General features: G+C 68.5%; 2 protein-coding genes. Both read right to left on the reverse strand.

Translation table 11 applies throughout. The features are described 5' to 3' along the window. The coding region (locus ON22_RS22580; RefSeq protein WP_043740506.1) for a non-ribosomal peptide synthetase at positions 1 to 5,205 on the reverse strand (5,205 nt) is incomplete at its 3' end. A gap of 446 nt (positions 5,206 to 5,651) precedes the next feature. Further along, positions 5,652 to 14,381, reverse strand: coding sequence for a non-ribosomal peptide synthetase (locus ON22_RS22585; RefSeq protein ID WP_218000698.1), 8,730 nt, complete (start codon positions 14,379 to 14,381; stop codon positions 5,652 to 5,654). Positions 14,382 to 14,462 lie beyond the last annotated feature (81 nt).

Consider the following 14,462-nt stretch of genomic DNA (forward strand, 5'->3'; position numbering starts at 1 on the left):
GTACGCCACCGACTGCTGATCGAAACGGTTGAGGAACCACATCCGCTGCTGTGCCAGCGACAACGGCGCAGCTTGCTGGACCTCACCCGACTCGGTGACCCGGGTCGGCCGTTGTTGCGGCACCAATGCCGCCCGGCCACCCGCACCCGCATGCTGCTCGACACGCACGGCCAAACCCGCCACCGTGGACGCCTCGAACAGTGCACGGACCGGAACAGTCGTATCGAGGGCCTTGCTCAACCGCGCCGCAACCTGCGTCGCGACCAGCGAATTACCACCCAACGCGAAGAAATCGTCATCGGCACCCACACGATCGGCACCCAGAACCTCGGCGAAGACGTTCGCCACGATCTCCTCGATCGGAGTCGACGCCGCCCGGAACGCCCGCGTCTCGAACTCGGGTTCCGGCAACGCTTTACGATCGAGTTTGCCGTTCACGTTCAACGGCAGGGCGTCGAGTTCCACGAACGCCGACGGCACCATGTACGAGGGCAACCGCTGCGCCAGCGCGTCCTGGACACGAACGAAATCCAGCGCACCGGCAGTGCTGTCGGCACCGGCGGACGGGACGAGGTAGCCGACCAGCCGATCGCCGGTCCGCGGATCGGACTTCGCCACAACCGCCGCATGGGCGATCTCCGGCAACGCCAGCAGCGCCGCCTCGATCTCACCCAGCTCGATCCGGAAACCACGAATCTTGACCTGGAAATCGGTACGACCCCGATACTCCAAACCACCATCACGATTCCACGCAACCAGGTCACCCGTGCGATACATCCGCTCACCGGCCGCGAACGGATCGGCCACGAACCGCTCCGCACTCAGATCCGCACGACCGAAATACCCGTGCGCCAACTGCACACCGGCCAGATACAACTCACCCGATACCCGGTCCGGGACCGGCTGCAATCGGCCGTCCAGCACATACACGCGGGAATTCCACTGCGGCGCACCGATCGGCACCGATACCGTATCCGCCGGCGTGACCCGGTGCGTCGTAATCGACACCGCGGCCTCGGTGGGACCGTACAGGTTGAAGAACTCGATATCCGGGTAGTCGGCGAGCATCCGCTGCGCGGTCGGCGCCGGTAACGCTTCACCGATCGCCAGCACCCGGCGCAACGACGAGGGCATACCCACGTCGGCGGTCAGCAGCGCCTCCAGCATCGACGGCACCACCGCCAGCGTCGTCACACCCGCACGAGCCATCAGGCCGTTGAGGTAGGACGGGTCGCGATGACCATCCGGCGAGGCGACGACCATGCGGCCACCACAGACGGCCGCGGCCCAGAACTCCCATACCGACACATCGAACGTCGCCGCGGTCTTCAGCACGATCGTGTCCGAGGCGTTCAGTTCGAACTCGGCCGTGAAGTACCGCAGCTGGTTGACGATCGCCGAATGCGGCACCGGTACGCCCTTCGGCCGCCCGGTGGAGCCGGACGTGAAGATCACATATGCCGTATTCGACGCCCGCAACGGCGACACCCGATCCGCGTCGGTGATCGGGGTACCGGTGTAGCCGGACAGATCGAGGGTGTCCAGATCCGCGATCGGCGCCTCCACCCGCACGCCGTCGGAAGCCGCGCCGGATCCGGCCCGGCCGAATCCGGTCGCGGCGTCGGTCAGCACACATACCGGTGCCGCGGCCTCGAGAATGTAGTTCGTGCGTTCGGTTGCCTGGTCGGGATCGATCGGCACGTAGGTACCACCGGCCATCGTCACCGCGTACATCGCGACGGCCAGATCCACCGAACGGCGCAGGCCCAGCACCACCCGATCCTGCGGGCCCACTCCTTGCGCGATTAGATACCGGGCCAGCCGGTTGACCCGCGCGCTCAGCTCCGCATACGACACCTGCGAACCGTCGGCGGCCACCAATGCCACCGCGTCCGGAGTCGCTGCGACCGTAGTGTCCAGCAGCGAGGCCAGGGTGTCGGACGAATCCAGTTCCCGGGCAGTCGTATTGCGCTGTACCAGAGCGGCGCGCTCGGCGGGGGCCAGCAGGTCCAGTTCGCCGACCGCGGTGCGCGGAGCGGCGACGATCGCCTCCAGCAACCGCACGAACCGGTCCACGAATCCCTGCGCGGTCGCACGGTCGAACAGCGCGGTGGCGTAGGTCAGGACACCGCCGAGACCCATCGGCGCGCCCGACTCGTCGTACCGGTCGCCGATGATCAGATGCAGGTCGAACTGCGACAGTTCGGAGTCGAACTCCACCCCCGAGACCGCCAGCCCGGGCAGCTCCAGGCTGGTCTGCGCCAGGTTCTGGAACGACAGACCCACCTGGAACAGCGGATGCCGCGCCTGCGAACGAACCGGGTTCAGCACCTCCACCAGGCGTTCGAACGGGACATCGGCATGGGCCAGCGCGGCGACGTCGATCTCACGCTGGCGCGCGAGCAGATCGGTGAAGGCCTCCCCCTGATCCAGCTGTGTCCGGAACACCACGGTGTTCACGAACATGCCGATCAGATCCTCGAGCGCTTCCTCACCGCGACCCGCCAGCGGTGTGCCGACGGCGATATCGTCGGTTCCGGACAGCCGCGACAACAGCACGGCGAAGGCGGAATGGATCACCATGAACGCGGTCGCGTTGGCGCCGCGCGCGATATCCAGCAGTGCCGCATGGGTCTCGGCGCCGACGAACACCTCGATCCGGCCGCCCGCGAACGACTGCACCGCCGGGCGCGGCCGGTCCGCCGGCAGTTCCAGCTGATCCGGCAGTCCGGCCAGCGATTCCCGCCAGTATTCGATCTGCTTGTGCGCCAGGGATTCCGGATCGTTCTCGTCGCCGAGAAGTTCACGCTGCCAGATACTGAAATCGGCATACTGCACGGGCAGCGGCTGCCAGCCCGGCTCCTCGCCCGCGGCGCGGGCGGCATAGGCGGTCATCAGGTCCCGGGTCAGCGGGCCGGTCGAGGCGCCGTCGCCGGAGATATGGTGCACGACTACGGCGAGTACGTATTCGTCTGCCGCACCGTCGATTTCGAACAACACACCCCGTAACGGCACCTCGGAGGTGACATCGAACGGTAGCGACAGCAGTTCGATCAGCGCGGGTTCGACCGCGTCCGGCGCCACGATCCGGGATTCCAATTCGACGACCTGGCGGCCGGGCGGGAGCACCACCTGTACCGGGCCGGATTCTGTTTCCGGATAGTAGGTCCGCAGCACCTCGTGCCGATCGACCAGATCGCCGATCGCCGCGCGCAGGGCCGCCACATTCAGTTCGCCCGAAAGCCGTACCGCGATCGGGATGCTGTACGCCGCGGATTGCTCGTCGAACCGATTCAGGAACCACATCCGCTGCTGCGCCATCGACAGCGGCACCCGCTCCGGACGGGGCCCGGCGGTGAGCGCCCGGCGCTCGTTACCGTCCCTGCCGATCTCGCCGAGCCGTTCCGCGAAACGGGCCACGGTCGAGGCTTCGAAGATGATCCGGGCCGGGATACGCGCATCCACCACCGCGCCCAGCCGGGCCACCACCTGGGTCGCGATCAGCGAATTACCGCCCAGGTCGAAGAAGTTGTCATCGGCGCCGATCGGGTCGGCGGGATGCAGCAGTTCGGTGAATACGGCGGCGACCTGCTTCTCCAGCCAGGTCTCCGGCTCGCGGTACTCCGTCGTGCGCAGCACCGGTTCGGGCAGGGCTCGGCGATCCAGCTTCCCGATGGGAGTCAGCGGGATCTTGTCCAGCACGGTGATACTCGCCGGAACCATGTACGCCGGCAGCCGGCTCTCGGCCAGGGCGATCAACTCGCCGGTATCGACCACGGCCCCGTCGGCCGGATGCACGTAAGCGGCCAATACGGTGGCGCCGCTGGGCGGCTCGTACCCGATCGTAACCGCGAAGTTCACCGATTCGTGCCCGGCCAGCACCGCGTCGATTTCGCCCAGTTCGATGCGGAAACCCCGGATCTTCACCTGGAAATCGTTGCGGCCCAGATAATCCATCGCGCCGTCTGCCCGCCAGCGCACCAGATCGCCGGTGCGGTAGAGGCGGGTGCCGCCGCCGTCGAACGGGTTGGCCACGAAACGCTCGGCGGTGAGAGCCGGGCGGTTGTGATAGCCACGCGCCAACTGGATACCGGCGACGTAGAGTTCGCCCGTCACACCGGTGGGCAGCGGACGCAGCTGTTCGTCGAGTACATATTCGGTGGCATTGCGGACGGGCGCGCCGATATCGACCGGTTCGCCCGGTTTCAGGGGTTCGCTGATATTGACCAGGATGGTGGTCTCGGTCGGCCCGTACCCGTTGAAGAATTTGCGCGGATGGCCGTCCACCAGCGTTCCGGCCCACCGCCGGACCAGTTCCGGCGGGCACGCCTCGCCACCGACGACCACCACTCGCACATCGTCGAGACCCGCCGGATCGATCGACGACAGCGCGGACGGGGTGAGGATGATATGGGTCACCCGTTCGCGCCGCAGCAACCCGGCCAGTTCGTCGCCGCCGTAGACGGTGGGCGCGACCACCACCAGGGTCGCCGCGGCCCCGAGCGCGATCAACATTTCGTTGACCGAGATATCGAAGGACGGCGAGGCGAAATGGAGCAGCCCGGCGGTCGTATCGACCAGGAACCGTTCACACTCCTCGGCACAGAACCCGGCCAGCCCCGCCTGGGTGACCACGACGCCCTTCGGGAGGCCGGTCGACCCGGAGGTGTAGATGACATAGGCCGGATGCTCGGCGCGCAGCTGGCGCAGCCGTTCGTCGAAGGACACCGGTTCGGCCGGGTACCGATCGAGCGCGGCGGCGGTATCCGGGCTGTCGATCGCCAGCCACTCGACCTGCTGCGGTAGTCCGGCCACCGAATCCGCCACCGACAGGCCGAACACGACGCCGGAATCGGTCACCATATGCGTGATGCGGTCCATGGGGTGGTTCACGTCCACCGGCACATAACCGGCGCCGGTCTTCGCCACCGCCCACACCGCGACCACCGAATCGATCGAACGGGGGATACCGATCGCGACCAGGTCCTCGGGGCCTACTCCGCGCGCGATGAGCAACCGGGCCAGCCGGTTGGAGCGTTCGTCCAGCTCCGCGTAGGTGAGCTGGCCGAGGGTGGCGGTGGCATCGGCATACCGGACGGCGATCCCGGTGGGGTTGGTTTCCACGGCCGTGGCCATGAGCTGGGGCAGGCTGGTGAAACGGGGGCGCCGGGCGCGGGTGGGCCTAGTGCGTGCCGTTCGGGTCATCCTCGCATCACTTCCTGGAGATGGCTGCTCTGGTCACCGACAACAGAACCCATCTACCTACCTCACCTGCCGTTTCCTTGCTGCACGCCGTGCGCCCAGGGGCCGCGGATCGCACCGCCCGGGCGCGGCGGCGGTACCGCCATGAGGGCACGACCGACCGCTGCGGCACTCGCAGTCTTCCATCATTACATGGTCCGACGTGGCCCCGCCGTTACCGTCGCAGGCCACAGCCACCCGAGAGCGCACCGGACGTACGGCGCGGATCACACCGCGCCCGGCGGGAACGACGCCGGACGCACGATCGGGGTCACACCCGGCGCACAGCGCGGATCACCGCCGGCGCACAAAGCGGGTCATCTCCGACGCCCCCGACCGGGGTCACGACCGACGCCCCCGACCGGACCACGCCCCGCGCACTCGGTGCACGGGAGCCTCGGGCCGACCCGTCAGTCCGGTAACGCCGACAGATCGAGTACGTACTCGATCTCCGACCACTGCCCGTCCGGCTGTCCCCCCTCGTCCAGGACGAGCGCGGACAGATCCTCCAGAGCTTCCGGATCGAGTGTGCCGAGCCCCGCACGGTCGGTCCACAGGTGGGTGACCCATTCGTCGGCGATTGCCTCGGTGCTCACCTCCGCGATCAGGACCACCGATGCCCCGGCCGCACCGGCCGCCACGATCTCCACCACGGTGGCCAGGCTGTCGGCCTTGCCGTGCCGGTACGTGCGCGATTCGTAGGTGAGCTCGGTGTCGGCGTGCACGCGGGCCACCACGGCGGCCAGATCGTCATAGGAGACCTGGGCACCGTCCGCCGCCACATAGGCCACGTCGCTGCCGCGCAACGGCCGGCCGCGGTCGGCATAGGTGACCGGGCGCGGTGACTGTGCAGCGATCTCGGCGGCGAGCTCCGGATCGTCCAGTATCAGCCAGTCCACCTCCGGCATGTCCGGCGCGGAGCCGGACACGATCCCGGCCCCGACCGACAGCCCCGCGGTTGTGGCGGCGGCCACCGCGTCGGCGGCCACCAGCGCGGCACCGGACTTCAGCACCGCCCAGGTGGAGACCGCTGCCTCGACCCCGCGATCGAGCCGGACCACCACACCGGTCCCGGGCCCGTGGCCGCGCGCGATCAGAACCCGGGCAAGCCGCGACGAGCGCGCGTCCAGTTCCTGGTAGGTGATCTCTTCCTCACCCCATACCAGGGCGGGGCCTTCCGGATCCTCCTCGACCGAAGCGCGCAGCGTCTGCGGCAGCGCGGTACCCGACGAGGCGGTGTGGGCCGCCTGCGGCGCGGGTGCCGCCATCCGTTCTCGTTCGGCGGCGTCGAGGATATCGATTTCGCCGACGCGGATCTGCGGATCGGCGGCCACCGCGGCAAGGATGCGTTCGAACCGGCGGCCGAAGGATTGCACGGTCGATTCGTCGAACAGATCGGCCGCGTAGTTGAACACCGACCAGAGTTCGCCGTAGCCACCGTCGGCATCACGCTGCGGGTCCACACCGATCTGCAGATCGAACTTTGCGGCCAACGCGCCCTCGTCCATGGCCTGGACCGTCAGGCCCGGCAGATCGACGACGGCCCGTTCGTTGTTCTGGAACGACAGCGCCACATCGAAGAGCGGGTTCTGCGCGGTCGCCCGGTCGGGCAGGACCGCTTCCACCACTCGTTCGAACGGGATATCGGCGTTGGCGAACGCCGAGAGATCGGTTTCCCGCGCCTGGTCGAGCAGTTCGGCGAACGTCATGGCCGGATCGATCCTGGTCCGCAGCGCCAGCGTATTGACGAACATGCCGACGAGATCGTCGAGGGCCCGTTCACCACGGCCGGCGACCGGGGTACCGACGACAACGTCACCGGCGCCGGTCAACCGCGATACCAGCACCGCCACTGCGGCGTGCAACACCATGAACAGCGTGACACCCCGGGCCCGGGCGGACTCGTCCAGCAGCCGGTGCACTTCGGCGTCCACCCCGAAGCTGGTGAGCCCGCCGCGCAGCGACGGCACCAGCGGCCGCGGCCGGTCCAGCGGCAGCTCGACATCGGGGGTGACCCCATCGAGTTGTTTCTGCCAGTAGGCCAGCTGCTCGGCAGCGACGGAGCCGCTGTCGGATTCGTCACCCAGCACGGTGCGCTGCCAGAGCGCGAAGTCCGCGTACTGCACCGGGAGCGGCGACCAGCCGGGTGCGTCCCCGTCGACGCGGGCCAGGTAGGCCGTCACCAGATCCCGGGCCAGCGGCGCCATGGACGCGCCGTCGGCCGTGATGTGGTGCGCGACGAAGGCCAGCACATGCTCGCCGGGTCCGGTTTCGAGCAGCAGCGCCCGCACCGGGACTTCCTGCGTGGCATCGAAACCGGTCGACATCAGCGCGCCGATCCGGGCCACCGGATCGTCGGCCGATTCGACGCTCAACCCGCCGGGCAGCACCTGCGCGGCCGGCAGGATCTCCTGGTACGGCAGCCCGTCGGGGCCGGCCGGGTACCGGGTGCGCAGCGATTCGTGCCGCTCCAGCACATCGGTCACCGCGGCCTGCATGGCCGCGACGTCGAGTGCGCCGGTGAGCCGGATGGCCAGCGGAATGTTGTACGCGGCCGAACTCGGATCGAATTGGTTGATCAGCCACATCCGGTGCTGGGCCAGCGACAACGGCAACCGCTCGGGGCGCGGGCCGGCTTCGAGGGCCTTACGGCCGCCGGTTCCGGCGTGCTGTTCGACGCGTACCGCCAGTGCGGACACGGTGGAGGCCTCGAAGAGTGCGCGCACCGGCACCGTGGTGTCCAGCGCCGCACCGAGCCGGGCCGCGACCTGGGTCGCCATCAGCGAGTTACCGCCGAGGGCGAAGAAATCGTCGTCGGCGCCGACCCGGTCGATCCCGAGCACGTCGGCGAAGATGCCGGCCACGATCTCCTCGATCGGGGTCGAGGCCGCCCGGAATTCCCGGGCCTCGAACACCGGTTCCGGCAAAGCCTTGCGATCCAGCTTCCCGGACGCGTTCAGCGGGAACTCGTCGAGCACCACGAACGCGGCCGGAACCATATAGGCCGGGAGCCGGCCGGTCAGCTGGGCACGCAGCTCGTCGGTGTCGACCACGGCGTCCTTGGCGGGCACCACGTACCCGACCAGCCGGTCGCCGGTATTCGGGTCGGACTTCGCCACGACCACCGACCGCGCCACCGCGGCATGATCGGTCAGCGCCGCCTCGATCTCGCCGAGTTCGATGCGCTGGCCGCGCACCTTCACCTGGAAGTCGGAGCGGCCCATGTAGACCAGTTCGCCGGCGTCGGTCCAGCGCACCACGTCACCGGTGCGGTACATCCGTTCACCGGTGCCGAACGGGTCAGCGACGAACCGGTCCGCAGTCAGATCCGGGCGGCCCACATAACCGCGGGCCAGCTGCGCGCCGGCCAGGTACAGCTCACCGGTCACCCCCACCGGAACCGGCTGCAATCGCGAATCCAGCACGTACACCCGCGCGTTCCACACCGGGCCACCGATCGGGACGGCACCGGAAACCTCCTCGGCGACCGCGGCATGTGTGGCGTGCACGGTGAACTCGGTCGGACCGTAGAGGTTGTACATCGCCACATCACTGACCCGGCGCACCGCCGCGACCACATCACCGGTGAACGCTTCACCGGCCACGAACAGCATCCGCAGCGAGGCCAGCGCACCCGGGACGGCAGCGGCGCTCTCGGCGAACACCGACAGCATCGACGGGACGAACGACGTCGCCGTCACACCCTGTTCGCCGATCACCGACGCCAGGTACTGCGGATCACGGTGACCGTCGGGTTCGGCGACCACCATCCGGCCGCCGACGGTCAACGGCGCGAACAACTCCCATACCGAGACGTCGAAGGTCGCGGGGGTCTTGAACAGCACCACATCACTGCGGTCGATACCGTATTCGCCCACGATCCAGGCGATCTGGTTGGCGACCGATCCGTGCGATACCGCCACACCCTTCGGCCGGCCGGTCGAACCGGAGGTGAAGATCACGTACGCGGTATTGCTCGTACGCAGCGGCGCGATCCGATCGGCATCGGTGACCGGGGTGTCGGCGTATCCACTGATATCCACCGTGTCCAGGGTGAATACCGGCACGTCCGCGTCGAGCGTCTCGGCATCGGCCGTGGTCGACAGGACGCATACCGGTGCCGCGGTATCCAGGATGTGCCGGATCCGTTCGGCCGGATGCGCCGGGTCCAGGGGCACGTAGGCGCCACCGGCAGCGGCGACCGCGTACATGCCCACCACCAGGTCCAGCGACCGCGAGACCAGCAGCCCGACCAGTGCTTCCGGGCCCACGCCCTGCGCGATCAGATGCCGGGCCAGGCGGTTGACCCGCGCATCCAGCTCCGCGTACGTGACCTCGGCACCATCGGAGGTCACCGCAACCCGGTCCGGGTATTCGGCGACCGCCCGGTGGAATCCGTCGAGCAGCAGCTGCGCGGATACCGGGTGTTCGGTGGCGTTCCAGTCGGACAGCACCCGCGTCCGCTCCGCCGGGGCCAGGATCTCCAGATCCCCGACCGGTGCCGTCGGATCGGCCACGACCGCGGTCAGCAACCGGGTGAACCGATCCGCGAACCCGGCCACCGTGGCCTCGTCGAACAGATCTGTCGCGTAGATGAACTTGGCGGTGACACCGCGGGCGGTGTTCGCGCCGGATTCGGCCGGGCCGATCCGTTCCGCGAGTTCCAGATGCAGATCGAACTTGGCTGTTTCGATGGGCGAATCGATACCGCTGATCGCCAGCCCGGGCAGCTCGCCGCTGACCTGCGGGTTGTTGTTCTGCAGCGACAGCATCACCTGGAACAGCGGGTGCCGCGCCTGCGACCGCACCGGGTTCAGCACCTCGACCAGCCGCTCGAACGGCAGATCCGCATGCCCGAACGCGGCCACATCGTTACCGCGGACCTGCTCGAGCAGTTCGGCGAAACCGGCCTCGGAGTCGATCGGCGTCCGCAAGGCGAGGGTATTGACGAACATGCCGATGACCTCGTCGAGCGCACGTTCACCGCGTCCGGCGACCGGGGTGCCGACGACGATGTCGGATTCGCCCGACAACCGCGACAGCAGTACCGCGAACGCGGCGTGCACGACCATGAAGAAGGTCACCCCGCGACTGCGCGCGAGTTCGGCCAGTTCGGCGTGCACCGCATCGTCGATCTCGAAGTCCAGGCTCGCGCCCCGGCCGGAGGCCACGGCGGGCCGCGACCGGTCGGCCGGCAGATCCAGCTGCTCCGGAATACCGGCCAGTTCGGTGGACCAATACCCGATCTGCGCGGCGATCACCGACTCCGGATCGTCCTCCGAACCCAGCACCTGCCGTTGCCACAGCGCGTAATCGGCGTACTGCACCTCGAGCGGGCGCCAGCCCGGCTCGCCGCCCTCGATCCGGGCGCTGTAGGCGGTGACCACATCGCGGGCCAGCGGTCCCATGGAGAACCCGTCGGACGAGATGTGATGGACGACGACCACCAGCACGTGCTCGGTCGGGTCCACCTCGAACAGCCGGACCCGGAACGGCACCGCGGCGGTGACATCGAATCCGGTGCCGACGAATTCGGCGATCCGCGCGAACAGGTCGGTTTCCGAAACATCCACCGTCGTCAGATCCGGGATCACCGCCGAGGTGGGCACCACCTGCTGGTACGGGGTCCCGTCCACCTCGGGGTAGTACGTGCGCAGCGATTCGTGCCGCGCCAGCACATCGGCGATGGCGATCTGCAGGGCCTGCCGGTCCAGCAGACCCGACAACCGGACCGCGATCGGCAGGTTGTCGGCGGCCGATTCGGGATCGAACCGGTTCAGGAACCACATCCGCTGCTGCGCGAGCGACAGCGGCACCCGCTCCACGACCTCGCCCGAGGGCAGGGTCTGGGTCGGCCGCGGCTGCGGTACCAGCGGTACCCGGCCGCCCGTACCCGAATGGGTTTCGGCGCGCGCCGCCAGCGCGGCCACCGTGGAGGCCTCGAACAGTTCCCGCACGGCGAGATCGGTGTCCAGCGCCGCCGACAGCCGGGCCGCCACCCGGGTCGCGCTCAGCGAGTTACCGCCCAGCTCGAAGAAGTCGTCGTCCGCACCGACCCGTTCCACGCCGAGGACCTCGGCGAATGTATTCGCCACGATCTCCTCGATCGGGGTCGAGGGCGCCCGGAAGACACGGGCCTCGAACACCGGCGCCGGCAGGGCCCGGCGGTCGAGTTTGCCGCTGGCGTTCAGCGGCAGCTCGTCGAGCACCACGAACGCGGCCGGCACCATGTACGACGGCAGGCGCGCGGACAGATCCTCGCGCACATCCTCGATATCCAGCGGCGCACCCGCCGCGGGCACCAGGTAGCCGACGAGCTGATCCCCGGTGCGGGCATCGCTGCGCAATACCACCACGGCCTGCGCGACCTCGTCGATATCGGCCAGGGCGGTTTCGATCTCGCCGAGTTCGATGCGCAGACCACGCAGTTTCACCTGGAAATCGGAGCGGCCCAGGTATTCCAGTTCGCCCGTGGAGTTCCAGCGCACCACGTCGCCGGTGCGGTACATCCGCTCGCCGGCGGTGAAGGGGTTGGCGACGAAACGGTCCGCGCTCAGATCCGGGCGGGCCACATAGCCGTGCGCCAGCTGGGTACCGGCCAGGTAGAGCTCACCGGCGACGCCGACCGGCACCGGCCGCAACCGGCCGTCCAGCACGTACACCTGGGTGTTGAACACCGGGGCACCGATCGGCACGACGGCGGTATCGGCGTCGGTCACCTCGTGGAAGGTGACGTCGACCGCGGCCTCGGTCGGGCCGTACAGGTTGTGTACCGCGGTACCGGTCAGCTCACGCAACCGCTGCGCGGGCTTCGCCGGAAGTGCCTCTCCGGAGGAGAACACGAGCCGCAGCGACGCACACGTCCGCGCGCCCGCTTCACCCGGCAGCGCGGCCACGAACACGGTCAGCAAGGACGGTACGAAGTGGGCCACAGTGACCTGCTCGGCGTCGATGACCTCGGCCAGGTAGGCGGGGTCGCGATGACCGTCCGGCTTGGCAACCACCAGCCGGGCGCCGATCTGCAAGGCCCAGAAGAACTCCCACACCGACACGTCGAATGTCGACGGAGTCTTCTGCAACACCACATCCGAAGGCTGCAGACCGTACTCGGACTGCATCCACACCAGACGGTTCACGATCGCCGCATGCGAGACCGCCACACCCTTCGGCCGGCCGGTCGAACCCGACGTGAAGATCACGTACGCGGTATTGCTCGCACGCAACGACGCGACCCGGTCCGCGTCGGTGATCGGAGTATCGCTGTATCCGGAGAGATCCAGCTTGTCGATCCGCACCTGAGCGGTATCGATCGGCAGATCGTCCGCGGAGGTCAGCACACACACCGGATCAGCGGTGGCGAGGATGTATTCCGTGCGTTCGGCCGGATGGTCCGGATCCAGCGGTACATAGGCACCACCGGCGACGGTGACGGCATACATACCGACCACCAGGTCGATCGAACGCCGCATCCCCAGGGCCACGAAGGATTCCGGGCCCACCCCGCGGTCGATCAGCCAGCGTGCCAGCAGGTTCACCCGGGCGGCGAACTCGGCGTAGGACAGCGTCTCCGCGCCGAAGGTCAGCGCGGGCGCGTCCGGGGTCCGGGCGAGCTGCGCGTCGAACATCGACACCAGAGTCACGGCGGAATCCACCGGATGGGCGGTGTCGTTCCACCCGCGCAGCACCAGTTCACGTTCCGCGTCGTCGAGCAGATCGATCTCGCCGAGCGGCCGGTCCGGTGCAGCGGTGAGGGCGTTGAGTACCCGCACCAGTTGGTCGGCGATCCGGCGGACACCGGGCTCGTCGAACAGTTCCCGGAGGTAACCGGCGCGAATCCGCAGCGTGCTGCCCAGCGTGGCGATCAGGCTCAGCGGGTAGTGGGTGGCGTCGACCGCGGTCAGCCCGGTCACCGCCATCCCGTCGATATCGGTGGCCTGCTCCTGGATACCTTCGGCATCCACCGGATAGGACTCGAACACCAGCAGGGTGTCGAACAGGTTCGCCTGCCCGGCTGCGGCCTGGATATCGGCCAGGCCCACATAGTGGTGATCCAGCAGATCCGCCTGCTCGCCCTGGGTCCGGGTGAGCAGTTCCCGCGTGGGTTCGGACTGATCGAAACGCACTCGCACCGGAATGGTGTTGATGAACAACCCGACCATGGTCTCCACACCGGTCAGCTGCGGCGGACGACCGGAGACGGTCGCGCCGAACACCACATCGTCGCGGCTGGTGATCCGGCCCAGCAGGATCGCCCACGCCACCTGCAGCACGGTGTTCGCGGTGACACCGAGTTCGGCGGCCAGCGCGACGATCCGGGCGGTCGCGGCGGTGTCCAGTTCGAAGGCGTATTCGCCGGACAGCGTCTCGATTTCGTGGGTGGAAGCGCCGCCCGCGGAATCCGGCCGGGTGAGCAGCGTCGGTTCGTTCACTCCTGCCAAGGCCTCGCGCCAGGTCGCCAGCGATGCGTCGTGGTCCTGCCGGCCGACCCAGTCCAGGAAGTGGCGGTAGGAGCGGGCCGCCGGCAATGCGGAGCGGTCGGCGCGTACCGCGTACAGCGCCAGCAGATCCCGCATGAGCAGCGGCATCGACCAGCCGTCGAGCACGATGTGATGGTTCGACACCACGAACTGCCAGGCGTCCGGCCCGGTCTTGATCAGGGTGAATCTGATCAGCCCCGGCTCGGTGAGATCGAAGCGCCGCAACCGGTCGGCTTCGACGAGATCGTCCGCGGTACCGGTGGCACTGCGGTCGTGCTCGGTCCAGTCGACCGGCACCTCGTCCAGGACGACCTGGACCGAGTTGCCCGCGCGGTCGGTCACGAAGACAGTGCGCAGGTTCTCGTAGCGGTCCACCAGGGCCTGCGCGGCCGACCGCAGCCGGTCGGCATCCACCCGGCCGGTCAGCGTGAGCACCGCCTGCGCGGTGTACACGTCCACCGAGGTGGCGGCGATCTGCGCGTGGAACAGCATGCCGGCCTGTAGCGAGGTCAGCGGCCACATATCGGCGACCGGCAGCGGGAACCGCTGCTCGATGGTCTCGATATCGCCCTGCGTCAGCTCGACGAGCGGGAAGTCGGACGGGGTGTACCCGCCCGCGGTCGCGGACTCGGCATGGCGGGCCACGGCTTCCAGCGCCTGCACCCACAGTTCACCGAATTCGGCCGCTTCCGCTGCCGACAGCTGAGTGGTCGGGTAGCCGATCCGCGCGGTGAGGGCATCGCC

The sequence above is a fragment of the Nocardia carnea NBRC 14403 genome (genome assembly GCF_000308515.1).
In the GTDB taxonomy this organism is placed as follows: Bacteria; Actinomycetota; Actinomycetes; order Mycobacteriales; family Mycobacteriaceae; genus Nocardia; species Nocardia carnea.